Below are 24823 nucleotides of genomic sequence, written 5' to 3'. Positions count from 1 at the left end.
TGAACATGATCGAAGAATACAGGATGCTGATCGGCGGCGCGTGGGTCGCCGCGTCGGACGGGGGCACGTTTGAAACGACGAACCCCGCAACCGGCAAAGTCTGGGCCATCGCCCCGGAAGCCACGGCCGAAGACATCGACCGCGCGGTGAAAGCGGCGCACGAGGCCTGTTATGAAGGTCCTTGGGCGCGGATGACACCCACCGAGCGGGGCCGCTGCCTGCGCAAGCTGGGCGATCTTCTGGCCGACCGGTCGGAGGCGTTGGGCGAGATCGAGACGCGCGACAGCGGCAAGATGTTCAAGGAAACCCGCTGGCAGGCAAAGTACATCGCCGAGTTCTTTCATTTCTACGCCGGCGCCGCCGACAAGATCAGCGGCGAGACGCTGCCAATCGACAAGCCCGACCTCTTCGTTTTCACCAACCGCGAACCGGTGGGCGTCGTTGCCGCCGTGGTGCCATGGAACAGCCAGCTGTTTCTGACCTCGGTGAAGATCGGCCCGGCGTTGGCGGCTGGAAATACGGTGGTTCTGAAGACCTCGGAACACGCGCCGGCAACGATCCTCGAATTCGGAAAGTTGATTGCCGAGGCGGGGATACCGGATGGCGTGGTGAATATCGTCTCCGGTCATGGCGACCCGTGCGGCAAGGTGCTGACCTCGCATCCTCTGGTGGCGCGGGTCAGCTTTACCGGCGGGCCTGTGGCGGCGCGGCATGTGGTGATGAACTCGGCCAGCAACTTTGCCGAGGTGAGCCTCGAGCTTGGCGGCAAATCGCCCTTCATCGTGTTCGATGATGCAGATGTGGAAAGCGCCGTAAACGGGTCTGTTGCCGGGATTTTCGGCGCTTCGGGGCAAAGCTGTGTGGCTGGCTCGCGGCTGATCGTGCACGAAGACGTGGCGGACGAGTTCATCGCCCGGATGAAGGCGATCGCGGAGGGCATCCGCATCGGTGACCCGATGGCCGAAGAGACCGAGATGGGCCCGCTCTGCACCAGGGGCCAGCTCGAGACGATCGAGCGGGAGGTGGTCGGCGCGGTCGCGCAAGGTGCGACGGTGGTCTGCGGCGGGCGCCGGGCCGAGGCGGGCGAGATGTTCTTTCAGCCCACCGTGATCGATTGCCCGTCGCCCGATCTGAAGATCGTCGATACCGAGCTGTTCGGCCCCGTCCTGTGTGTCCTGCGGTTCCGGACCGAGGAGGAAGCGCTGCGTCTTGCCAACGATACCGAGCACGGGCTGGCTGCCGGCATCTTCACCCGCGACAGTGCCCGCGCCCTGAGGATGAGCCGCGCGGTGCGCGCTGGCATCGTCTGGGTGAACACCTACCGGGTGATTTCACCGATAGCGGAGTTCGGGGGCAACAAGGCCTCGGGCTATGGCCGGGAAAGCGGGCTTCAGGCCGTCTACGATTACACCCGTCCCAAGACAGTCTGGATGAACATGTCCGACGCGCCGGTCGGAAACCCGTTCCAGATGCGATGAGAAGGAGAGAGTGATGAAGTTCCATTTGGCAATCAACCTTGAGCGCATGAGCCCCGAGACAGATATGCGGGAGGTGCGCGACCATACGCTGGAAATGGTGAAAATGGCCGATGCGGCCGGGTTCGAGATCGCCTGGGCGGCCGAGCACCACGCGCTCGAGATGACGATTGCGCCGAACCCGTTCCAGATCCTGACGTGGTGGGGCGAGCACGCGAAGAACATCCGGCTGGGCATCGGTGTGGTGAACGCGGCTTACTGGCACCCGATCAACCTGGCCGGCGAGGCCGCGATGCTGGACCTGCTGAGCGATGGAAGGCTGGAATTCGGTATCGGATCAGGCGCTTACCAGCGGGAGTTCGATCGAATGAAGCCTGGTCTCGATCAGCGTGACAGCTGGCGCTACATGCAGGAAATGCTGCCGGTGGTGCTCAAGCTCTGGGAGGGGGATTATGCTCATGACGGCGAGTTCTGGCAGTTTCCCACCGCCACATCCTGCCCCAAACCGGTGCAGCAAAAGGTGCCCGTCTGGGTGGCCGCGCGGGCGCCGATCACTTTCGATTATGCCGTCGAACATGATTGCGACATCCTGAGCTGGCCACTGACGATGCCGCTTTCGGAGGTGCAGACGTATCGCCGGCGGCTGGACGAGGCGGTCGATAAGGCGGGCAAGCCCTACAAGGGAACCTGGGCCGTAATGCGCCATTCCGCCGTCTACGAGACCGAGGATGACCGCAAGGCGGCGATGGGTTCGATCCGGCATGTGTTGGGGCAATTCGGCAACCTGATGATGAAAAAAGGCGAGGTTATCAACGGCTTCCCGGAACAAGTTCCACTCGAAGAGCTGGACGGGAATGCCAGGGTCGACCCCGAGATGCTGGAAGAGAACCTGATGTTCGGCACGCCCGATCAGGTGGTCGAGAAGCTCAAGGCGCATGAGGCCGTGGGGGCCGATGCGTTTGTCTATTACGCGTCGATGGGCATGGACATGGCGCAGCAGAAACGCTCGCTGCAGCTGTTCATCGACAAGGTGATGCCGGAATTCGCAGAAAAGGAGATGGCCCATGCCGGCTGAGATCAGGCGCACGTTGCTGCAGGTTCAGACGACCTACAAGGAAGGCTGGAAAGAGGTGGCGACGCCCACCAAGCTGGTGGCCGCGTTGGCCGTCATTCGCAACCCGTGGTTCGGGAGGGGCCATGTCGAGGATCTGAGCCCCGAGGTTCAGGAGATCTGCCCCGAGATCGGCAAGCTGCTGACCGAGATGCTGCTCGACGTCACGGGCGACGCGCTGGAAGGGTGCGGCAAGGCCTCGGTCGTGGGCATGGGGGGCGAAGTGGAACACGCGCAGGCGCTGACCCATTCCTTGTGGTTTGGCAACCAGTTACGGGATGCAATCAAGGCAAAATCCTACCTCGCTTTCACCAACTGCAAGGGCGTCGCGGGGCAGCCGATCATGATTCCGCTGATGCACAAGGACGATGCCGGGATGCGTTCTCATTACCAGACCATACACCTCGATATCCCCGATGCGCCGGGGCCGGATGAGGTGGTGGTGGCGCTTGGCGCGTCGGTGGGCGGGCACCCGAACCACCGGATCGGCGACCGCTATGCCGATTTGCGGGCCATGGGCCACGACGTCGACAACCCGGCGGGCGTGTGATGCCTGTCAGCCGGGGTGGTACGGCCTATGACCTGACCGGGCCCGACGATGCACCGGTGGTCGTGCTGCTGCACGGGCTGGGGCTGACCCGGCAGGTGACATGGGGCGGGGTGGCCCCGGTGCTGGCCGATCGGTTCCGGGTGCTGAGCTATGACCTCCTGGGGCATGGCGAGACCGCGCTGCCGCAGGGCGAGGTCAATCTGACGGCGCTCGGGCAGCAACTGATCGACCTGATGGATGAGCTTGGGATCGCGCAGGCGGCGCTCGTGGGGTTCTCGCTGGGCGGGATGATCAACCGCCGGGTGGCGATGGATCACCCCGGCCGTGTGTCGGCGCTGGCGATCCTTAACTCGCCGCATGAGCGGGGCGAGGCGCAGCAGAAGCTCGTCGAGGACCGCGCGCGGGAGACCGGTACCCGCGGGCCGGCGGCCAATATCGACGCGACGTTGGAGCGGTGGTTCACAGAAGACTTTCGTAACGATCACAAAGAGATCGTTGCCGAAGTTCGCGCGACGGTTCTGGCCAATGATCATCGGAATTATGCCGCTCACCGCGTGGTGCTTGCGGAGGGTGTCACGGAACTGATCCGGCCCGAACCGCCGATCCATCAGCCGGCGCTGGTCATGACCTGCCAGAATGACAGCGGGTCGACCCCGGCGATGAGCTGGGCCATCGCAAAGGAAATGGGCGAGGCCGACGTGGTGATCGTGCCGGAGCTTCAGCACCTTGGCCTGATCGAGCGGCCCGAGCTGTTTGTCGGGCCGTTGAAGACCTTCCTTGGGCAGGAGGGGGCCCAGGCGTAGAGTGGTCATGACGTGGAGGAGGACAGCATGGAAAAGATGACGGGCGGGCAGGCCGCGGTGAAGGCGCTGGAGGCGGAAGGGGTCTCGACCCTGTTCGGTTTGATCGGTTCCGCGACGATGGAGATGTTTGACGCACTTTACGATGCCAGGGGCATCCGCTTCATCGGCGTGCATGACGAGCGGACCGGCACCCATATGGCCGATGGCTATGCCCGGATGAGCGGGCAGGCGGGGGTGATCCTTGCCGGGCAGAACGGGCCGGGGGCCACCAACTTGGTGACCGGGTTGGCGCAGGCGAAGGCCGCCTATTCGCCTGTCGTGAGCCTCGCCGGTGCCCTCGCAAGCGGGCATGTCTACCGTGACGCCTTCCAGGAGGTCGACCAACAGGCCCTGTTCAAGCCGGTCACCAAGAAGGTGTGGACGGCGACGGGCGCCGACCGTGTGCCCGAAATGATGCGCGAGGCGTTTCGCGAGGCATTGGCGCCGCGGCGCGGCCCGGTTCAGCTGAACCTGCCGCGCGACGTGCTGTCGGGACAGGCGGAGTTCGGCGCGTTCCAGACGCCTGGGCAATACCGCCCCTTCGCCGCCCCGGCGGGCGCGCCTGAGGCCATCGACCGGGCGGCCGCGATGCTGGCAAAGGCGGCGCGGCCCGTGATCATCGCCGGCGGCGGCATCAAGAACACCGGCGCAGCCGAGCCATGCCTCGCGCTGGCCGAGGCGGCGGGCTGTCCGGTGGTGACATCGCCCGGCCATGGTGACGCGGTGCCTTTCGGCCATCCTCTCAATGCAGGGCAGATGGGGCCCCGAGGGAATGTCGTTGCTTCGCGGCTGGTGAAGGAGGCCGATGTGATCCTTGCGCTCGGCACGCGGATCGGCTTCAACTCCACCTTCTACAGCTATGATAACATTAATGAACGGGCCGAGATAATACAGGTCGAAATGGAGCCGACGGCGATCGGGCGGTATTTCCCGGTGTCGTTGGGCATTCACGGAGACGCGCCCACGGTGGCGGGGCAACTGACTGCCGCGCTGGCGAAAATGGACGCGCGGACAAAGGCCGAGGCCTGGACCGAGGCTTTCAAGGCTGAGCGCTCGGCTTACCTTCAGACACGCGACGCCGAGGCCGATGTCGACTCCACGCCGTTGCAGCCCTCGGGCCTCTTCAAGACCTTGCGGGACGTGCTCCCGAAGGATGCGGCGATCACGATGGATGCCGGCACGCTCTGCCTTCAGGCGACCGACGCGCTGAACTACTGGCAGCCCAAGAGCCTGTTCACGCCGCTCGATTTCGGGCTGGTCGGGTTTTCCTTCGCCTGCGGGCTGGGCGTGAAGCTGGCCGCACCCGACCGGCCGGTGGTGTCGCTCATGGGCGATGGCGGGTTCGGCATGACCGTGTCCGAGCTGTCGACGGCGGTGGATCACGGGATCAATACCGTGACCGTGGTGATGAACAACTGCTGCTGGGGGGCCGAGAAGGCCTATCAGCGCGACTTCTTCGGCGAGCGCTACATCGGCGCCGATGTGTCTAGCCCGCCGTTCGACAAGCTGGCCGAGTTGTACGGGGCAAAGGGCTATCGGGCCGACACGCTGCCGCAACTGGCCGAGGCGGTGGAGGATGCACTGCAATGCGGCAAGCCCGCGGTGATCGACACGATGGTCGACCCTTCGGCGCTTTATTCATTCAGGCGAGACAGCTTCAAGCACCGGGGCGGGTAGGGCGGCTGCCACCTCCAAAACAAAAGGCGCCGCTGCGAAGCAGGGCGCCTTTCCCGTGTCGGTCAAGCCGTCGGGTATCAGCCCTTGGCGGCTTCCTGAACCTGCTGGGGCTTCTGCTGCCCCTGCTGGTTTTGCTGGCCGCCACCGGCCTGCTGCTGGTTCTTCGGCTTGGAATTGAGCGGGTCGTCCTGACGCTGCACCGAACCTTCGAAATGCGCGCCGGATTCGATGGCGATGGTCTTGTGGATGATGTCGCCTTCGACCCGCGCGGTCGAGGTCAGGCGAACCTTGAGGCCGCGAACCCGGCCCACGATGCGGCCGTTGATCACCACGTCATCGGCGATGACTTCGCCCTTTATCGTGGCGCCTTCGCCGATGGTCAGCAGGTGCGCGCGAATGTCGCCTTCGACGGTGCCTTCGACCTGGATATCGCCGGTGGTCTTCAGGTTGCCGGTGACGTGCAGGTCAGACGACAGAACCGACGCCGGCGGCTTGGCCTTGGGGGCCGCGGCCTTGAATTCGGTCGAGGGTGAGTCGTTGCGCGAAGTGTCGGGCTTTTCCGGAACTGCCGGTTTGGCCGCGGCATCTTGCTTGGGGGCGGGATCGTTGATTTTGCTCTTAGAAAACATTTCTCGCAGCCTTGATGTAGATCATGGGGTTGACGGCCTTGCCGCCGACACGGACCTCGTAGTGTAGATGCGTGCCCGTGGAACGTCCAGTGCTCCCCATATCACCAATACGTTCCCCGCGCGAGACCCTTTGGCCTTTTTTGACCCGAATGCGCGACATATGGGCGTATCGGGTCTCGATGCCGAATTCATGCTGGATCTTCACGAGGCGGCCATAGCCCGAAAGCCACTCGGCATGAATGACGACACCGTCAGCCGTGGCATAGATCGGCGTACCGTGCTTGGAGGCGAAATCGGTGCCCGAGTGCATCCGGCCCCAGCGCATGCCGAAGCCCGAGGTGAAGCGGAAGGTCGACTTAACCGGCAGGGCGAATGGCGCCTTCTGGGCGGCGATCCGGTACAGGTTCAGGCGGTCGAGCTGGTTGAGGATGCGGTTGGCGCGCATGGCGTCCGGCGTGGGTTCTTCGCCCCGGGTCGAGAAGGAAAGGGGCATCAGCGGCCCGCCTTGGCCCGAATAGCCGCGGCGCACGGTGTCGAGCATGTTGTCGGTGTCCATGCCGGCGGCGGTGAACATCTTGTCGAGCGGTTCGACCGAGATCGTCATCGCGTCTTCGAGCTGACGGAAGATCTGGTCGTTCTGGTCCTTCATCAGCTGGATCTGCGCGGCCATTTCGTTGGCCTCGAGCAGCGCCATCTGGGCGTCGTTGTTGATCTTGTCGCGCTGGCGGGCCGTGTCGGAAAGCGCGGCGGTCAGGGTCTCGAGCGTGGCGTCGGTGCCCATGCCCTCCTCGTCGGCCAGCGTGTCCGGGTCGCTGTCGCGCAGGGCCAGCGCAAGCTCTGCGTTCTCGTCGCGCGCCGTGTCGCGTTCCTTCATCGTGCGGCGCAGGGTCGACTGGATGACCTCGATGCCGGTTTCCAGCTCGCGCCGGCGCGTTTCGGAGGCCAGCAGGTCGGATTGCATGGTCGAGATTTGTTTCAGCGCGGAGTTGAAACGCTCCTGCGCGGCGGCGGCTTCTTCGGCGCGGCTGTTGCGTTCTGCTTCGAGTGCGTTGAGCCGGGCCTCGTAAGTGCGCTGGTCGCGCTTGGCCTGTTCGCGGAAGTTGCCGGATCCGATCGAGTCCATCAGCAAGACGGCGGTCGCGATGATCGTCCAGGCGACAACTGCCGAAACACCAACGAAGGCAATGAGTTGCGATCCGGGTTTCAGGCGGATGAACCGCGTGTCGTTATCTGACCGAAGGAAAACCCTGCGCTCCGGGAAATACCTTTCCAGAAACGCATGAAACTTGATTGCGAGTCGTGTTCGCACGTAAACCCCGTCCCTTTTGCCCCATCCCCAAGGCGGCCCCGTCGTTCACTTTTTCTTACACGTGGACCTTTGGTGTGATTATCGGCTGGAAATCGGATGGGCAAGGTTTTTGGACAACAGAGTCCATGAATCCGGCGATTTACCGCACAGACGGCAAAAAATTGCCGATCTCAATGGGTTGAGCGCTAACAGAAACGCAAGAATCAGCCCGCTTTCTCGGTGAGGGGCCAGTAAAAGTCGGGCGGCAGGCCGGCTTCGGCGCGCTTTTCCTCGTTGAAGGGCGGCTTCAGCGCGCCGTGAAAATAGCGGCGCACGAGGGTGTGGAAGGCCTCCTTGGGGTCTTCCTCGTGCCGGCCGCAGAGGAAGTGGAACCATTTCGAGCCATAGGCCACGTGATGCACTTCCTCGGCATAGATCACCTTCATCGCTTCCACCGCGCCGGTGTCGCCGGCCTTTTCGAACAGGTCGATCATGCCGGGCGTCACATCCAGGCCGCGGGCTTCGAGCACCATGGGCACGACGGCGAGCCGGCCCATGAAATCCTCTGCCGTGTCAGAGGCCGCGCGCCACATGCCGGCATGGGCGGGCATGGCGCCGTAAAAGCTGTCATGCGATTCAAGACAATCGCATATCAGGTTGAAATGTTTCGATTCCTCGTCGGCGGATTTCACCCAGTCGTCGTAAAACCCGATGGGCATCGAGACATCGGTGAACCGCGCGATGATATCCCAATGCAGATCGACGGCGTTCAGTTCGATATGCGCCACCGCGTGCAGCATCGCCAAACGTCCCTTGGGCGAGCCGGGTCTGCGGCGCGGCACGTCGCGCGGGTCGAGAAGCTCCGGCGTTACGGGCCGGGCGGGAAAATCGGGCGGGGTGGCATGGCCCAAAGGTATCGGCTGACCCGCCTCTCGCGCGGCAAACCAAGCCGCCGCATGGCGGCGGGACAGGGCGGTCTTTTCGCGCCCGTCGGCGGTGGTGAGAACCTCGACCGCCATCTGGGACAGCGTCTGTTCCGTCAAAGCGCCTTCACCGCCTCGAGTACCTCTTCGGCATGTCCCGGCACCTTCACCTTGGGCCAGACCTGCACGACCTTGCCGTCGCCGCCGATCAGCACAGTGGTGCGTTCGATGCCCATGAATTTCTTGCCGTACATGCTCTTTTCCTTCCAGACGCCGTAGCGTTCGCACACGTCGGACTCGGCGTCGGACAAAAGCGGGATGCCCAGCTCGTGCTTGTCGCGGAACTTGTCATGCTTGGCGACGGTGTCCTTGGAGATGCCGAAAACCTTGGCGCCGGCGGCCTCGAACTCGCCCGCAAGACCGGTGAAGGCGATGGCTTCCTTGGTGCACCCCGAGGTGTCGTCCTTGGGATAGAAGAACAGGACAACCGGCGCAGGGCGCAGGCCGGACAGTGTCACATCTTCGCCGCCATCGCGGGGCAGGGTGAAATCGGGGGCCTCTTCGGCGGGTTTCAGCATGGGCTTTCTCCTTCAGCAAAGAATTGAGTTTCATATTAGGGCGCGAGACGCCAGAATAAACAGCCAGAGGCAGGTCACCGTTTGAAGACAAGAATGACCGATGAAAAACAGGAACGGCCGCGCGGCCGGCGTCTGAAAAAGGCCGGGCTCTGGAGCGGCGGGCTGATGGTTGCGCTTGCCGCGGCCTCAGTTGTTGCGACCCTGTCCCTGCTCGGAACGCGGATTTCGGCACCCGACTGGCTGCGAGAGCGGATCACCGAAAAGATCAATAGCGATGTACAGGGGCTGTCGATCGGGTTTGCCGATGTGTCGGTCGTGTTGGAAAACGACTGGGTGCCGAGGCTGGCGCTGAACCGGGTGACGATCCGCGACGAGGCCGGCACGCCCATCGCGCAATTGTCGGATGTGCAGAGCGCCGTTGCCCTGGGGCCGCTCCTCAAGGGGCAATTGCAGCCCGGCCGGATATCGCTGACCGGTGCGCGCGTGACCCTGCGGCGGGCCGCCGACGGTGCCGTCGGCGTCAGCGTGGGCGACACGGCAGGCCCGGTCGAGGAAGCCGAAACCGTGACCGCCCTGATCAAGCAGGCGGACACGTTCTTTCAGAGGCCGCATTTCTCGGCGCTGACAGAGGTGTCGGCAGAAAACCTTACGCTGCGGTTCGAAGATGCCCGCGCCGGCAAGGCCTGGACCGTGGATGGCGGCCGCATCCAGGTGCAGCGCGACGGACAGGATCTGACGATCCGCACGGATTTCGCGTTGCTGGGCGCGCGGGATTACGCGACGACGCTGGCGGTCGCCTATTCCAGCCGGATCGGTGAGACCGCGGCAGAAATCGCCGTGGATTTCGAGGATATGCCTGCGGGCGATATTGCCGGTCAGTCGCCCGCCCTGACGTGGCTGACCGCCTTGGAGGCGCCGATTTCAGGCTCGATCCGCGCCGCGGTGGACGAGGAGGGCCAGTTGGGCCCGCTCGATACCAAGCTAGAAATCGGGGCCGGGGTCCTGCATCCCAACGAGGCGGCGAGCCCGGTGGCCTTCGATCATGCCAGTACCCATTTCACCTACGATCCTGCCGATCAGCTCATCAGGTTTCACGAACTGGATCTGAAAAGCAGGTGGGTCAGCGCCCGGATCGAGGGCCAGACCTATCTTGCCGGCATGGAGGACGGCTGGCCGAATGCGCTTGTCTCGCAGTTTCGCGTGCATGACCTGACCGCCAATCCGATGGAGATCTACGATGAGCCGGTCGCCTTCGAGGGGGCGATGATGGACATGCGGCTGACGCTCGACCCGTTCCGCATCACGCTGGGCGAACTCAGCCTGTCGGACCAAGGCCAGAACCTCGTGGTCACGGGGGACGTGCACGCAAAGCCCGACGGCTGGTATGCAAGCGTTGACGGCCGGTTGCCGGGGATCGATCCGGACCGATTGATGACACTCTGGCCGGAGGGGCTTGAACCCAAGACCCGGACCTGGATCGAAGAGAATATCGTGACCGCGACACTGAGCGACATACAGGTGGCGCTGCGCTCGGTCCCCGGTCACAAGCCGGACGTGTTCCTGGGGTTCGACTTTTCCGAGCTCACCTCGCGATTCATCAAGAATGTCCCGGTGATCGAAGACGGGCGTGGCCATGCAACGATCCATGACAACCGCTTCGTGATTGCCGCGCACGAGGGCTATGTGACTGCCGCGCAAGGGGGAAAGATCGACATATCCGGGTCGAGCTTCGACATCCCCGACATCCGCGTCAAGCGCGGCCCCGGGCGCGTGCGGCTGAAGACCAGCAGCACCATCACCGCCGCGCTGTCGCTTCTGAACGAGGAACCGTTCCGTTTTCTCGACAAGGCCGGTCGGCCGGTTACGCTGGCCGACGGACGGGCGACGCTGGAAGGCCAGCTCGATTTTCTCGTGATCGATGACCTTCAGCCCGACGACGTGGCCTTCGGCCTGACCGGCGCGATGCAGGACGTGCGCAGCGAGACGCTGATCGAGGAACGCGTGCTGGCCTCTTCGGAGTTGAAGATCGACGCGACCAACGAGCGGTTGAACATATCCGGCGAGGGTCGGGTCGGTCGGGTCCCGTTCGGGGGAACCTGGTCGATGCCCCTGGTCGAGGGCAGCAACGGGCGCTCGCATGTCGATGGCTGGATCGAACTGTCGGAACGCTTCGCCGACGAGTTCCGCATCGGACTGCCGCCGGGCAGCATTTCCGGTGCGGGGCGTGGACAGATCGAGATCGACTTCGAGAACGAGACGCCGCCTGTCTTCCGCATGTCCTCCGACCTTGGCGGTGTGGCGCTTCGCCTGCGGCCGCTCGACTGGGCGATCGGAGCGGATGCGACCGGCTTGCTCGAGGTAAGCGGCGCGCTTGGGCAGCCGCCCAGCATCGACCGGATCCGGCTGGATGCGGCCGGGCTGCGGGCCAACGGGTCGGTGACCCTCAATGACGACGGTACGCTTCAGCAGGCCAATTTCGGCAGGGTGCAGCTTGGCTCCTGGGTCGATGCCCCGGTTGACCTAGTCGGGCTGGGGCCGAACAAGCCGCCACTCGTCCGGGTCACGGGCGGCGAGATCGACCTGCGACAGACGTCGCTGGCCGCAAAGGGCGACGGCCCAAGGGGGGAGCAGGGACCGGTGTCGCTGCGGCTCGACCGGCTGCAGATATCCGACAAGATCGCGCTGACCGAGTTCAATGCAGAGCTGGACATGTCGCAAGGCGCCGACGGGAAGTTTACCGGCAAGGTCAACGGGCGAACGCCGATTGTCGGGCGGGTCCTTCCCCGCGATGGGCGCAGCGCCTTTACCATCACGTCACAGGATGCCGGCGGCGTCTTGCGCTCGGCCAACGTGCTCAAACAGGCGCGCGACGGGTCGCTGGCGCTGGTACTGGTGCCGGGGCAGGCAGAAGGCACCTATGACGGCAAGCTGACGGTCGACAACCTGCGGGTCAAGGATGCGCCGGCGATGGCCGCGCTGCTCAATGCGCTGAGCGTTGTCGGCATTCTCGAACAGCTCGCCGGCGAGGGGCTGCATTTCAACCGGGTCGAAACCGAGTTCCAGCTGGGGCCCGACCGCGTGACCGTATACAACGGGAGCGCCGTCGGAGCATCGCTCGGTATCTCGATGGAGGGGTATTACTGGCTGGAAGCCCAGCAGATGGACATGGAAGGCGTGATTTCTCCTGTCTACGCCGTCAACATGCTCGGAGGGCTGTTCTCGCGGCAGGGCGAGGGCCTGTTGGGTTTCCAGTATTCACTGAAGGGGCCGACAAGCCAGCCGAAAGTTCAGGTGAACCCCCTTTCGGTGCTGACGCCGGGAATGTTTCGCGAACTCTTTCGCCGGGCGCCGCCCAAGCGTTCGGGTGTTGCCTCCAGCACGGGGGAAAGCCAAACACGCGAAGACACGACTCGGAGCCAGGACCGGTAATCATGAAGCTTTCCGATTTCGATTTCGATCTGCCCGAACGGCTGATCGCGACACGGCCTGCGCGGCCGCGAAGCTCGGCCCGTCTGCTGGTGGCCGACGGCGATGCCATCACCGACGCGAAGGTGGCCGATCTCGGCCGGTGGCTTCGGCCGGGGGATCGGCTGGTGCTGAACGACACCAAGGTGATCCCGGCGCGGCTGACGGGAACGCGGCGGCGCGAAGGCGCGACCGGCGAAACCGAAGCCCGGATCGAGGTGACGCTGCTCGACCCGGCCCCGGATGGCGGCTGGCGGGCGATGGTAAAGCCGCTCAAGAAGCTGCGCGAGGGAGAGGTCGTGCGTTTCGGTGCGGGGCTGGAGGCCACGTGCCGGGCCAAGGAAGACGGGCAGGCGGTGCTGGCTTTTAACCTTGAGGGCGATGAGTTCGATGCGGCGCTGAACCAGGCGGGCGCGATGCCGCTGCCGCCCTACATCGCAGCGCGCCGGGCGGCGGATGAGCAGGACCGCGAGGATTACCAGACCGTCTGGGCCCGCAACACAGGCGCCGTGGCTGCGCCGACCGCATCCCTGCATTTCGATGAGGCGTTGCTGACGGCGCTGGCCGATATGGGCGTGACCTTCACCCATGTCACGCTGCATGTCGGTGCAGGTACCTTCCTGCCTGTGAAGGTCGAGGACGTGACCACCCACAAGATGCACGCCGAGTGGGGCGAGGTCAGCGAGGCCGCCGCTGCCGAGATCGCGGAGACGAAGGCGGCCGGCCATCGCGTCATTCCCGTCGGCACGACCGCGTTGCGCCTGATCGAAAGCGCGGCCCAGGGCGGGCAGATCACGCCGTGGCGGGGCGAGACCGAGATTTTCATCTATCCCGGCTTCAAGTTCCGGGTGACCGATGCATTGATGACCAATTTTCACCTGCCGCGCTCGACCCTGATGATGCTCGTTTCGGCCCTGATGGGGCAGGGGCGCATCCGGGACATCTATGAGCATGCGGTCGCCGAAGAGTACCGTTTCTTTTCCTATGGAGACGCTTCGCTGTTGATCCCCGGCTGAAAGGCTGGCACGGCGGCAGGGGCAGGTCAGCCTGAATCGGTTTTGGCCGTGACACCTTTGGTGTGTTAAGGCACTCAGGCCGGGTCTGTACGGGAGGCACGTTTATGTTTTCGGTTTTGTCCAGCGCATGGGCGCTGCTTCTTGGTATGATGCTTCTGCAGGTCGGCAACGGCATGCAGGGCACGCTTCTCGGTATTCGTGGCGAGATCGAAGGCTTTTCGACGCTTCAGATGTCGCTCGTCATGTCCGGCTATTTCGTGGGGTTCCTCTTCGGGTCGCGGATGGCACCGGACATGATCCGGCGTGTCGGTCATGTGCGGGTCTTTGCGGCGCTGGCCTCGCTCATTTCCGCCGTGATGATCCTCTATCCGACCTTCGCCGACCCCTATGCCTGGGGCATCGGGCGCATCCTGATCGGGTTCTGCTTCTCGGGCGTCTATGTGACGGCCGAAAGCTGGCTGAACGAAGCGGCCAGCAACGAGAACCGCGGCAAGGCGCTGTCGCTCTACATGATCGTGCAGATGGTCGGCATCGTTTCGGCACAGGCCCTCATGCTGGTCGCCGATCCGGGCGGGTTCGTGCTGTTCATCATTCCCTCGGTTCTGATCTCGCTGGCCTTCGCGCCCATTCTCCTGTCGATCAGCCCGACGCCGGCCTTCGATACCGCCAAACCGCTTAGCCTGCGCCAGATCATGAAGATCTCGCCGCTGGGCTGTGTCGGCATGTTCCTGCTGGGCGGCGTCTTCTCGGCACAGTTCGGCATGGCGCCGGTCTACGGCGCCGAGGTGGGGCTCACTGTGGCGCAGATCTCGACCTTCGTGTCGACCTTCTTCGTTGGGGCCATGGTGCTGCAGTTCCCCATTGGCTGGCTGTCTGACCGCATGGACCGGCGCCTGCTGATCCTCATTGCGGCGGCGATATGCGGTCTGGGCGGTGTCGTGGGCGCGATCTTCGGATCGTTCTTTCCGGCGCTGCTGCTCGCCGGGCTGATGGTGGGGGGCATGTCGAACCCGCTCTATTCGCTTCTCATCGCCTACACCAATGACTTCCTGAACCACGAGGACATGGCCGCCGCGGCGGGCGGCATGGTGTTCATCAACGGGTTGGGAGCGGTTGCAGGGCCGGTCGCGACCGGCTGGCTCATGGGGCAGCTTGGTGCCTGGGCCTTCTTCCTTGTCATCTCGGTGCTGTGCTTCGCTGTCACCGCCTATGCCGCCTACCGGATGACGCAGCGTGCGGCACCCTCTGTGGACGAGACGGAAAGCTTTACCATGGTGTCGATGTCTGCCTCGCCGATGGCCGTGAACCTGGCGGCCGAATACGACTACGAAACCGCTCAGGACGAACAGGAAGCCGGATAGCGCTAACGAGTTATCCACAGTCACGGACTATTGCCGATGTTGCAATTTTTTACTGTCCAAAGAAAAGGATATGGGACTAAGCTTCCCTATTCGGGTGTGGGAAAGATGAGGAGTGACCAATGACGACCCCTGAGGAGGTCTTGCGGTTCTGGCTCGATGAGGTCGGGCCTCAGGGCTGGTACGCGGTGTCCGACGAACTTGACGGCACCGTGCGCGACAGGTTCCAGGAAACATGGGAGAGGGCGCGCGAGGGCACCTACGGCCTTTGGTTGACCTATCCCACCGGCACGCTGGCTTACATCATCGTCATGGACCAGTTCCCGCGGAACATGTACCGCGGCAAGACTCAGGCCTTTTCGACCGACAAGCATGCCGTGGCCGCGGCCAAGGCCGCCATTCACCGAAAGTGGGATCTTCGCATCGACGAGCCGGCTCGCCAGTTCTTCTACCTGCCTCTGATGCATTCCGAGAACCTCTGCGACCAGGAACGCTGCATCCGGCTGGTGATGGAGCGGATGCCGCAGGGCGGAGACGACAATCTGCTGCACGCCCGTGCCCATCGCGAGGTGATCCGCATGTTCGGCCGCTTCCCCTATCGAAACGCGGCGCTGAGCCGCAATTCGACCGAGCCCGAGCTCGATTATGTCGAACAGGGCGGCTATGGCTCGACCGTGCGCGCTCTGCAGGAGGCCGACGCCGCCTGACAATGGGTGGTGGAAAAGCATTGCGAATGAACCCGTTAGCTGCGCACCCCGTGACATTGCGTTGCGGGGCGCGTTTGCTGCGTTGTGTGAAGACGATAGATAGTTTAATATCAAACTAAATTCCGGAACACAGCCAGACGGAGACGGAAATGGCGGCAAAATCCTTTGACATGATCGTTATCGGCGCGGGGCCGGGGGGCTATGTGGCCGCCATTCGCGGGGCGCAGCTTGGCCTGAACGTGGCCATCGTCGAGCGTGAGCACATGGGCGGTATCTGTCTCAACTGGGGCTGCATTCCCACGAAGGCGATGCTGCGCAGTTCCGAGGTGTTCCACCTGATGCACCGCGCCAAGGAGTTCGGCCTGAAGGCCGACGGGATCGATTACGATCTCGACGCCGTGGTGAAACGCTCGCGCGGGGTGGCCAAACAGCTGGCCTCTGGCGTCGGGCACCTGATGAAGAAGAACAAGATCACAACCGTGATGGGCGAGGCGACTCTTCCTTCCAAGGGCAAGGTCTCGGTCAAGACCGAGAAGGGCACCGAGGAGCTGGAGTCGAAGGCGATCGTGCTGGCCACGGGCGCGCGCGCGCGCGAATTGCCGGGTCTCGAGGCGGATGGCGATCTCGTCTGGACCTACAAGCATGCGCTGTTGCCCCCCCGGATGCCGAAGAAGCTGCTGGTCATCGGCTCTGGCGCCATCGGGATCGAGTTCGCCAGTTTCTACAACACGCTGGGCGCCGACACGACCGTGGTCGAGGTGATGGACCGGATCCTGCCGGTCGAAGACGCCGAGATTTCGGCCTTTGCCAAGAAGGCGTTCCAGAAGCAGAAGATGAAGATCATGGAGAAGGCGACGGTCAAGAAGCTCGACCGCGCCAAGGGCAAGGTGACCGCCCATATCGAAACCGGCGGCAAGACCGAGACGCACGAGTTCGACACGGTGATCTCGGCCGTGGGGATTGTCGGCAATGTCGAAGGGCTGGGGCTGGAAGATCTGGGCGTGAAGGTCGACCGGACCCACGTCATCGTCGACGAGTACTGCCGCACCGGCGTCGACGGGCTTTACGCCATCGGTGACCTGGCCGGTGCACCGTGGCTGGCGCACAAGGCCAGCCATGAAGGCGTGATGGTGGCTGAACTGATTGCCGGTGGGCATCCGCACCCCGTGCGCCCCGACAGCATTGCCGGCTGCACCTATTGCCATCCCCAGATTGCCAGCGTCGGCATGACCGAGGCGCAGGCCAAGGAGAAGGGCTACAAGATCAAGGTCGGCCGCTTCCCCTTTATCGGCAACGGCAAGGCCATCGCCCTTGGCGAGGCGGAAGGGATGATGAAGACTGTTTTCGACGAGAAGACGGGCGAGCTTCTGGGCGCGCACATGGTGGGCGCAGAGGTGACCGAGTTGATCCAGGGCTACGTCGTGGGCCGGCAGCTCGAGACCACCGAGGAAGACCTGATGCACGCCGTCTTCCCGCACCCGACGCTGAGCGAGATGATGCACGAGACGGTGCTCGACGCCTATGACCGGGTGATCCACATCTGACGCGGTCAGGGCCGGGACACGAAGCGCAGAATCGGCATGTTTCCGAGCATGACGGGGAAATAATCGCCGTGCTGACAGGGCTTGTCAGGTGTTCCCGTTATGTTCGCAGTTTTGACTTGGAAGATCCGACCGGCTCCACTATCTCTTAACCAGTGTGAACCGGGGGAGCAGATGGCCGAGCTCAAGCATATCGAAGTGCGCGGTGCGCGGGAGCATAACCTGCGCAGCATCGACGTGGATATTCCGCGCAACGAGCTGGTGGTGATCACCGGGCTTTCGGGCTCGGGCAAGTCATCGCTGGCCTTCGACACGATCTATGCCGAAGGGCAGCGGCGCTATGTCGAAAGCCTGTCGGCCTATGCGCGGCAGTTCCTCGACATGATGGAAAAGCCGGATGTGGACCATATCAGCGGTCTTTCCCCGGCGATCTCGATCGAGCAGAAGACGACGAGCAAGAACCCGCGCTCGACCGTTGGCACCGTCACCGAGATTTACGACTACCTGCGGTTGCTGTTCGCCCGGGTCGGCACGCCCTATTCGCCGGCGACCGGCCTGCCCATCGAGGCGCAGCAGGTGCAGGACATGGTCGACCGTGTGCTGGGCATGGAGGAAGGCACGCGCGCCTATCTTCTGGCGCCCATTGTGCGTGACCGGAAGGGCGAATATCGCAAGGAATTCCTGGAGTTGCGCAAGCAGGGCTTCCAGCGAGTGAAGGTCGACGGGGAGTTTCACGAGCTCGACGATCCGCCCAAGCTCGACAAGAAGTTTCGCCACGATATCGACGTGGTGGTCGACCGGCTGGTGGTGAAGGACAACATTGGCACCCGGCTGGCCGACAGTTTCCGCACCGCTCTCGATCTGGCTGACGGGATTGCCGTGCTTGAGACCTCCCCGAAGGAGGGGGAGCCGGAGCGGCATACCTTCTCCGAGAATTTTGCCTGTCCGGTCAGTGGTTTCACCATCCCCGAGATCGAGCCGCGGCTGTTTTCTTTCAACGCGCCGTTCGGGGCCTGCCCGGAATGCGGGGGGCTTGGTGCCGAGCTGTTCTTTGACGAGCGGCTGGTGGTGCCCGATGAGCAACTTCGCATTGCCGACGGGGCGCTGGCGCCGTGGCGGAAAGGGAAAAGCCCTTATTTCCTTCAGACGATCGAGGCCATCGCCAAGCATTACGAGTTCGACCGGAATGCGCGGTGGAAGGATCTTGATGCGCATGTGCAGCAGGTGTTCCTCTATGGCTCGGGCGACGAGGAAATTCAGTTCCGCTATGACGAGGGCGGGCGCGTCTACCAGGTGAGCCGGGTGTTCGAAGGGGTGATCCCCAACATGGAGCGCCGGTATCGCGAAACGGATAGCGCGTGGATCCGTGAGGAGTTTGAGCGGTATCAGAATAACCGGCCGTGTGGGGCCTGTGGCGGCTATCGCCTGCGGGACGAGGCTTTGGCGGTGAAGATCGCCAATCTGCACATTGGCCAGGTGGTCGAGATGTCGATCCGTGAGGCCTATGAATGGTGCGAGACGGTGCCGGAAAGCCTGACGGCGCAGAAGAACGAGATTGCCAAGGCCATCCTGAAGGAAATCCGCGAACGTCTTGGTTTCCTTAACAATGTTGGGCTCGACTACCTGACGCTGTCGCGCAGTGCGGGGACGTTGTCGGGCGGTGAGAGCCAGCGGATCAGGCTGGCGAGCCAGATCGGGTCGGGGCTGACCGGGGTGTTGTATGTGCTCGACGAGCCGTCGATTGGCCTGCACCAGCGGGATAACGGGCGGCTGTTGCAGACGCTGCAGAACCTGCGGGACCAGGGCAATACGGTGATCGTTGTGGAGCATGACGAGGAGGCGATCCGCACGGCGGATTACGTTTTCGACATCGGTCCGGGCGCCGGGGTGCATGGCGGGCAGGTGGTGAGCCACGGCACGCCGGAGCAGATTGCCGCTGACCCGGCCTCTGTGACCGGGCAATACTTGTCAGGCCAGCGGGAGATTTCCATTCCGTCTGAGCGGCGCAAGGGGAACGGGAAATCCGTCAAGGTTATCAAGGCGGAAGGAAACAATCTTAAGGCGGTCGATGCCGAGTTTCCTCTGGGCAAGTTCGTCTGCGTGACCGGGGTTTCCGGCGGGGGCAAGTCGACGCTGACGATCGAGACGTTGTTCAAGACCGCGTCGATGCGGCTCAACGGGGCGCGGCAGACGCCGGCGCCGTGCGAGACGATCAAGGGGCTGGAGCACCTGGACAAGGTGATCGATATCGACCAGCGACCCATCGGGCGGACTCCGCGTTCCAATCCAGCCACGTATACCGGGGCGTTCACGCCGATCCGGGACTGGTTTGCCGGGCTGCCGGAGGCGAAGGCGCGGGGGTACAAGCCGGGAAGGTTCTCGTTCAACGTCAAGGGCGGGCGGTGTGAGGCCTGCCAGGGCGATGGGCTGATCAAGATCGAGATGCACTTTCTGCCCGATGTCTATGTCACCTGCGAGACCTGCAATGGCGCGCGGTACAACCGCGAGACGCTGGAAATCACGTGGAAAGGCAAGAGCATAGCCGACGTTCTTGAGATGACTGTCGAGGACGCGCAGGAGTTCTTCAAGGCGGTGCCGTCGATCCGGGAGAAGATGGATGCGCTGGCGCGTGTGGGGCTTGGCTATATCAAGGTCGGGCAGCAGGCGACGACCTTGTCGGGCGGCGAAGCGCAGCGGGTGAAGCTGTCGAAGGAGTTGTCGAAACGGTCGACGGGGCGGACTCTCTATATCCTCGACGAGCCGACGACGGGCCTGCATTTCGAGGACGTGAAGAAACTGCTGGAAGTCCTTCATCAGCTTGTGGAAACCGGCAATACGGTTGTCGTGATCGAACACAATCTTGACGTCATCAAAACGGCTGACTGGCTGATCGATATCGGGCCGGAAGGCGGTGATGGCGGGGGCGAGATCGTGGCGGTCGGGACGCCGGAAACGGTGGCCGAGGAGCCGCGGAGCCATACCGGGCATTACCTCAAGGAGATGCTGGCGGCGCGGAAGGTGGCGGCCGAATAGGGCCGTTTTTCAACGTCGGTATAACGTCGGTATTTTGTCGGTATCACGTCGGTGCGGGTGGCGGTGGCCGCCACCCTGCGAGCCGGTGACGGATCAGTTCAGAATGCGGCTGACCGCGCCGATGAGGTCGAGCACCTCGCGGGTGTCGCGGTCGACCCGGTAGACGTTCCCGCCGGAGCGGTAGTACGTGTAGGCCGGGTTCAGCCCGTAGCGTTGGGGGTACTCGACGAGTATGCCGTTCCGCAGGTACCGCGGCTGATTGTTGTTGTAGATCTTCTTGGCCTGTCCGGGGGGCAGGCAGCCGTTCTGTTTCTTGGCCAGCCCCGGCGGGCAGCCAGCGGCACCGGCTTGGGCGGCAAGCGGCGTCGTAAATGTGGCCGCGGCGATGACGGTGGTGACGAGTATCCTGCGCATTGGGTGGCCTCCTTGGCGTGCCTATGGATGGGCCACTCAAGATGGGGCCGCCCGGCCGCACCGCAATGCGGGCCGGAGCGGGTGCGCGGATTGCTGCCTCAGCTGCGCTTGCAGGTGTTGATGCCGAGCCAGGCGTAGGGCGGGCAATAGCCGATCACGCCCGTGGCGAGCGGGATGATGCCCAGCAGGTAGAGCCAGCTATAGGCGCCGTCGCTTAGGAAGTAGCCGAGGATCAGGGCCGCGCCGACGAGGACGCGGAGGATGCGTTCGATATTGCCGATGTTTTGCTTGAACATGGCTGGTCCCTTTCGTGTCAGATGGGACCAGCCTTAATCATATTTCCAAATATGAATATGACGCAGATCAATTCGACCTAGCTGTGCCCGCGCTTTTCGAGGCGGGGGAGCATGGCGGAGAAGTCCTTGCCGGCGCCGTCTTCCTTCTCGACGAACTGCTCGTAGAGCTGCATGGCCGCCTTGCCGAGCGTGGTGTCGGCATCGGCGGTCTCGGCCGCCTGCATGGCAAGGCGCAGGTCCTTGAGCATCAGGTCGGCGGCGAAGCCCGGCTTGTAGTCGTTGTCCGACGGCGATTGCGGGCCGACGCCCGGGGCGGGGCAATAGGCGTTCATCGACCACGAGTAGCCGGAGGAGGTGGAGACCACGTCGAACATGGCCTGCCGGTCGAGGCCCAGCTTGTCGGCCAGGGCGAAGGCCTCGCAGGTGACGATCATGGTGGCGCCGAGGATCATGTTGTTGCAGATCTTGGCGGCCTGACCGTTGCCGGAGGGGCCGCAATGCACGGCCTTCTGGCCCATGATGTCGAAGAGTTCCTTGGCGGTGGCAAAGCCCGCCTCGTCACCGCCGACCATGAAGGTGAGCGTGCCGCCCGCGGCGCCGGCAATGCCGCCCGAGACCGGCGCGTCGAGCGCGGAGAGGCCGGCGGCCTGCGCGGCCTCGGCCACGGCGCGGGCGCTGTCGACATCGACGGTCGAGCAGTCGAGATGCACGGCGCCCTCGTCCATCGCCGGGTGGATTTCCTCGGCGACGGCGCGGAGGATCTTGCCGTTGGGCAGCATGGTGATGACCACGGCGTTGCCCTTGGCGGCGTCGGCCGCTGTGGGGGCCATGGTGACGCCCTCGATGCTGACCTCGGCGGTGTCGAAGCCTGTCACCTCGTGACCGGCCTTGGCGAGATTGGCGGCCATCGGCCCGCCCATGTTCCCCAGTCCGATGAATCCGATCTTCATGGCGTTATCCTTCCTTTTCGAATGTCAGGGCGTCGGCCCCGAGCGGCATGAGCATCTGGGTCGCCGCCAGTTGCGGCGGATTGTCGAGGTCGTGCTGCCATTTGGGCGTGCGGTCCTTGTCGATCACCGCGGCGCGGATGCCTTCGAGGAAGTCGCCCTTTTCCATCGCGCGATGGGTGAAGCGGTATTCGAGGTCGAGCGCACGGCGGATATCGGCGGCGGGCCCTTGCAAGCGGTGCAGCATCTCGATGGTGCAGGCCATCGAGAGGGGGGAGCCGCGGGAGAGGGCCTTGAGGGCCTGCTCGGCAAACTCGCTGTCGGAGGATTTGAGGGAGTTGAGGATGTCGAGCAGGGTTTCGCCGCCGAAATGGGCGTCGATCTCGGCCTGTTGGGGGCTGACCTTGCCCTCGGGCGGGGTTTCGGTGGATTGCTCGATGAGGGAGATGTCGCCGGTTTCGCTGAGTTGCGCGATGAGGTCGGCCCATTTCTCCTGCGGGATGAAGTGGTCGGCAAAGCCCGCGTGGATGGCGTCGCCCGCGTTCATCCGGGTGCCAGTGGTGCCGAGATATTCGCCCAGCCGACCCGGCGCCTTGGCCAGCAGGTAGGTGCCACCCACGTCGGGGACGAGGCCGATGCCGCATTCGGGCATGGCGATCTGGCTGGATTCGCAGACGATGCGGGGGTGGCCGTGGCAGGAGATGCCGACGCCGCCACCCATGACGAAGCCCTGCATGAAGGCGACATAGGGTTTGGGGTATTCGGCGATCTTGGCGTTGAGGCGGTATTCGTCGCGCCAGAAGCGGCGGGCGTAGTCGAGGTTGCCCTTGGTGCCGGTGTCGTAAAGCTCGGCAATGTCGCCGCCGGCGCAGAAGGCCTTGTCGCCCTCGGCGTCGATGATGATGAGCTCGACCGTGTCGTCATCGGCCCAGGCATCGACCGCGTCCTCGATGGCGAGGCACATCTCGTAGGTCATGGCGTTGAGCGCCTTGGGGCGGGTCAGGGTGATGCGGCCCGCCTTGCCGTCTTTCCGGATCGATATGTCGGTCATTTTTCCGCCAGCATGTGCCGCGCCACGATGAGGCGCATGATTTCGTTGGTTCCTTCGAGGATTTCATGAACGCGCAGGTCACGCACGAGTTTTTCGATGCCGTAATCCGCGAGGTAGCCGTAGCCGCCGTGAAGCTGCAGGCACTGGTTGCAGATCTTCGAGCCGGCTTCGGTGACGAATTTCTTGGCCATGGCGCAGAACTTGGTGGCGTCGGGGGCTTCGGTGTCGAGTTTCCAGGCGGCCTGGCGCAGGAAGGTGCGGGCGGCTTGCAACTCGATCTCCATCTCGGCGAGGCGGAACTGGAGGGCCTGGAACTGGTCGATGGACTGGCCGAAGGCCTTGCGCTCGGCCATGTAGTCGCGGGTGAGGTTCATGGCGGTCTGGGCCGCGCCGAGGGAGCAGGCCGAGATGTTGAGGCGGCCGCCGTCAAGGCCCGCCATGGCGTAGGAGAAGCCGCGGCCCTCTTCGCCGACGAGGTTTTCCGACGGGATCTTGCAGTCGTCGAACTGCACCTGGCGGGTGGGTTGCGAGCGCCAGCCCATCTTGTCTTCGAGCCCGCCGAAGGAGAGGCCGGGGGTGCCGTCTTCGACATAGACGGTGGAGATGCCCTTGGGGCCCGCGTCGCCGGTGCGGACCATGGTGACATAGGCATCCGAATAGCCGCCGCCGGAAATGAAGGCCTTGGTGCCGTTCAGGGTATAGCCCTCGTTGGTTTTCTCGGCGCGGGTTTTCAGGGCGGCGGCGTCGGAGCCGGAGCCGGGTTCGGTGAGGCAGTAGGAGAGGACGGTTTCGAGGGCGATGGCCTTGGGCAGGACGCGGGATTTCATCTCGTCGCTGGCGAATTTGTCGATCATCTTGGCGCACATGTTGTGGATCGAGAGGAAGGCCGCGACCGAGGGGCAGGCCATGCTGAGCGCTTCGAAGACGAGGGTGGCGTCGAGGCGGGAGAGGCCGGCGCCGCCGGACTCCTCGGAGACGTAGAGGCCGCCGAAGCCCAGCTCGCCCACCTGGGGCCAGAGATCCTTGGGGATGGTGCCGGCCTTTTCCCAGTCGCGGGCGTGGGGGGCGATCTGTTCCTGCCCGAAAGCGTGGGCCATGTCGAAGATGGCCGTCTGTTCCTCTGTGAGGGCGAAATCCATGGGGGTGCCTCCTCCTCCTGGCGTTCGTCTAATTGAACGTGTGTTTAATTAACGGAGGGGAGGGGGGAATTGCAAGGATGTTTTCCGGCCCGGCGGGCGGGGTCATATTGACAAACTTTGCCAAGAAGCCGATGTTACCGTCATGGCCACGATGAACGTCTCCCTTCCCGATCACATGAAAACATGCGTCGAAGCGCGCGCCAAGGGCGGGCAGTACAGCAATGTCAGCGATTACGTGCGCGACCTGATCCGGAAGGATCTGGAGCGGCAGCAGGCGATCGGCGAGTTGCAGGGGATGATCGAGGAGGGGCTTCGGAGCGGCGAGCCGCAGGCGTTCGACATGGCCGGGTTCATTGACAGGAAGACGCGCGGTCAGGGCGAGTGAGCCGCCAGATTCTGTGGCGCCCCAGGGCCGAGGCCGACCTGGACGATATCTGGCGATACACGGTCGAGAGGTGGTCGGAGGGGCAGGCGGTTGCCTATCTGACGGGGCTCGACCGAACGCTGGGGGTGCTGGCGGAATTTCCGGAGACGGCCCGATTGCGGGAAGAGTTCGTGCCGCCTGTGCGTATACATCCCTACAGGGCGCATCTGATCGTTTTCCTGGCGGATGAGCGGGGTCTGGACGTGGTGCGCGTGGTGCATGCGCGGGCGAACTGGCAGGCAATTCTGTCGGAGTGAGCGCGGCTGCTCGTCAGCCTTTACAGGCTGCCTCGCGGGGGGCGATGCTCGCCAGCCTTTTCAGGCTGTCTCGCAAGAGGGGGCTCGTGGAAAAGGCGGGTG

22 protein-coding genes are annotated in these 24823 nt (G+C 63.8%); 13 read left to right on the top strand and 9 right to left on the bottom strand.

The window, feature by feature from the left end:
• Window positions 1-5: 5 nt before the first annotated feature.
• From RIdsm_RS15460 to RIdsm_RS15440, 5 genes are read left to right on the top strand one after another with little or no spacing between them, the layout of a single operon-like run.
• On the top strand, window positions 6-1478 hold the full coding sequence (locus RIdsm_RS15460; protein ID WP_057815833.1) for an aldehyde dehydrogenase: 1473 nt from the start codon (window positions 6-8) through the stop codon (window positions 1476-1478).
• Window positions 1479-1491: 13 nt separating this feature from the next.
• The gene (locus RIdsm_RS15455) at window positions 1492-2550 is read left to right on the top strand and encodes an LLM class flavin-dependent oxidoreductase (RefSeq protein WP_057815836.1); all 1059 of its coding nucleotides are present in this window, start codon (window positions 1492-1494) and stop codon (window positions 2548-2550) included.
• Complete coding sequence (locus RIdsm_RS15450) at window positions 2540-3136, top strand: amino acid synthesis family protein (RefSeq protein WP_057815838.1); 597 nt, start codon at window positions 2540-2542, stop codon at window positions 3134-3136. Before RIdsm_RS15455 ends, RIdsm_RS15450 begins: the two co-directional genes overlap by 11 nt.
• Complete coding sequence (locus RIdsm_RS15445; protein ID WP_057815840.1) at window positions 3136-3939, top strand: alpha/beta fold hydrolase; 804 nt, start codon at window positions 3136-3138, stop codon at window positions 3937-3939. Before RIdsm_RS15450 ends, RIdsm_RS15445 begins: the two co-directional genes overlap by 1 nt.
• A gap of 27 nt (window positions 3940-3966) precedes the next feature.
• Window positions 3967-5655: a thiamine pyrophosphate-binding protein gene (locus RIdsm_RS15440; protein WP_057815842.1), complete on the top strand. Its 1689-nt coding sequence runs from the start codon at window positions 3967-3969 to the stop codon at window positions 5653-5655.
• A 77-nt stretch (window positions 5656-5732) separates the two neighbouring features.
• Here RIdsm_RS15440 and RIdsm_RS15435 read toward each other — a convergent pair whose 3' ends face one another.
• The 4 genes from RIdsm_RS15435 to RIdsm_RS15420 form a co-directional block, all read right to left on the bottom strand.
• Complete coding sequence (locus RIdsm_RS15435; RefSeq protein WP_057815844.1) at window positions 5733-6284, bottom strand: bactofilin family protein; 552 nt, start codon at window positions 6282-6284, stop codon at window positions 5733-5735.
• Complete coding sequence (locus tag RIdsm_RS15430; protein ID WP_082647373.1) at window positions 6274-7593, bottom strand: M23 family metallopeptidase; 1320 nt, start codon at window positions 7591-7593, stop codon at window positions 6274-6276. Before RIdsm_RS15430 ends, RIdsm_RS15435 begins: the two co-directional genes overlap by 11 nt.
• Window positions 7594-7796: 203 nt before the next feature.
• Window positions 7797-8591, bottom strand: a complete 795-nt coding sequence (locus RIdsm_RS15425) for a ferritin-like domain-containing protein (RefSeq protein WP_057816196.1) — start codon at window positions 8589-8591, stop codon at window positions 7797-7799.
• Between the two features lie 20 nt (window positions 8592-8611).
• Entirely contained in the window at window positions 8612-9073 is a 462-nt protein-coding gene (locus tag RIdsm_RS15420) for a peroxiredoxin (RefSeq protein WP_057815846.1), read from the bottom strand.
• Window positions 9074-9166: 93 nt separating this feature from the next.
• Between RIdsm_RS15420 and RIdsm_RS15415 the strand changes: the two genes are divergently transcribed.
• From RIdsm_RS15415 to uvrA, 6 genes are all read left to right on the top strand, one after another.
• Window positions 9167-12502: a YhdP family protein gene (locus tag RIdsm_RS15415; RefSeq protein WP_057815848.1), complete on the top strand. Its 3336-nt coding sequence runs from the start codon at window positions 9167-9169 to the stop codon at window positions 12500-12502.
• Window positions 12503-12504: 2 nt separating this feature from the next.
• Complete coding sequence (gene queA, locus RIdsm_RS15410; RefSeq protein WP_057815851.1) at window positions 12505-13554, top strand: tRNA preQ1(34) S-adenosylmethionine ribosyltransferase-isomerase QueA; 1050 nt, start codon at window positions 12505-12507, stop codon at window positions 13552-13554.
• A 104-nt stretch (window positions 13555-13658) separates the two neighbouring features.
• Complete coding sequence (locus RIdsm_RS15405) at window positions 13659-14915, top strand: MFS transporter (RefSeq protein WP_057815852.1); 1257 nt, start codon at window positions 13659-13661, stop codon at window positions 14913-14915.
• Window positions 14916-15034: 119 nt separating this feature from the next.
• Window positions 15035-15619 (top strand): DUF924 family protein, encoded by a 585-nt coding sequence (locus RIdsm_RS15400; protein WP_057815854.1) that lies wholly within the window; start codon window positions 15035-15037, stop codon window positions 15617-15619.
• A 149-nt stretch (window positions 15620-15768) separates the two neighbouring features.
• Complete coding sequence (lpdA, locus tag RIdsm_RS15395; protein WP_057815856.1) at window positions 15769-17163, top strand: dihydrolipoyl dehydrogenase; 1395 nt, start codon at window positions 15769-15771, stop codon at window positions 17161-17163.
• Window positions 17164-17334: 171 nt separating this feature from the next.
• Window positions 17335-20193 carry an excinuclease ABC subunit UvrA gene (gene uvrA, locus RIdsm_RS15390; RefSeq protein ID WP_057815859.1) on the top strand — a complete coding sequence of 953 codons (2859 nt, stop codon included), beginning with the start codon at window positions 17335-17337 and terminating at the stop codon, window positions 20191-20193.
• 93 nt (window positions 20194-20286) lie between these two features.
• Here the strand turns inward: uvrA and RIdsm_RS15385 are convergent, their stop codons facing one another.
• The 5 genes from RIdsm_RS15385 to RIdsm_RS15365 form a co-directional block, all read right to left on the bottom strand.
• The gene (locus RIdsm_RS15385) at window positions 20287-20607 is read right to left on the bottom strand and encodes a hypothetical protein (RefSeq protein WP_057815861.1); all 321 of its coding nucleotides are present in this window, start codon (window positions 20605-20607) and stop codon (window positions 20287-20289) included.
• Window positions 20608-20705: 98 nt separating this feature from the next.
• Window positions 20706-20903 (bottom strand): YgaP family membrane protein, encoded by a 198-nt coding sequence (locus RIdsm_RS15380; protein ID WP_057815863.1) that lies wholly within the window; start codon window positions 20901-20903, stop codon window positions 20706-20708.
• Window positions 20904-20980: 77 nt separating this feature from the next.
• Window positions 20981-21853 carry a 3-hydroxyisobutyrate dehydrogenase gene (gene mmsB / locus RIdsm_RS15375; RefSeq protein WP_057815865.1) on the bottom strand — a complete coding sequence of 291 codons (873 nt, stop codon included), beginning with the start codon at window positions 21851-21853 and terminating at the stop codon, window positions 20981-20983.
• Between the two features lie 4 nt (window positions 21854-21857).
• Complete coding sequence (locus RIdsm_RS15370) at window positions 21858-22901, bottom strand: enoyl-CoA hydratase/isomerase family protein (RefSeq protein ID WP_057815867.1); 1044 nt, start codon at window positions 22899-22901, stop codon at window positions 21858-21860.
• Complete coding sequence (locus RIdsm_RS15365) at window positions 22898-24040, bottom strand: acyl-CoA dehydrogenase family protein (RefSeq protein WP_057815870.1); 1143 nt, start codon at window positions 24038-24040, stop codon at window positions 22898-22900. The genes RIdsm_RS15370 and RIdsm_RS15365 overlap by 4 nt, the downstream gene beginning before the upstream one ends.
• A gap of 142 nt (window positions 24041-24182) precedes the next feature.
• Between RIdsm_RS15365 and RIdsm_RS15360 the strand changes: the two genes are divergently transcribed.
• Window positions 24183-24425, top strand: a complete 243-nt coding sequence (locus RIdsm_RS15360) for a type II toxin-antitoxin system ParD family antitoxin (protein ID WP_057815872.1) — start codon at window positions 24183-24185, stop codon at window positions 24423-24425.
• Window positions 24422-24721 (top strand): type II toxin-antitoxin system RelE/ParE family toxin, encoded by a 300-nt coding sequence (locus RIdsm_RS15355; protein ID WP_057815874.1) that lies wholly within the window; start codon window positions 24422-24424, stop codon window positions 24719-24721. The genes RIdsm_RS15360 and RIdsm_RS15355 overlap by 4 nt, the downstream gene beginning before the upstream one ends.
• Window positions 24722-24823: the final 102 nt, after the last annotated feature.

This window comes from Roseovarius indicus, from assembly GCF_008728195.1.
Classification (GTDB): domain Bacteria; phylum Pseudomonadota; class Alphaproteobacteria; order Rhodobacterales; family Rhodobacteraceae; genus Roseovarius; species Roseovarius indicus.
This window is presented reverse-complemented; position numbering and strand designations above follow the sequence as displayed.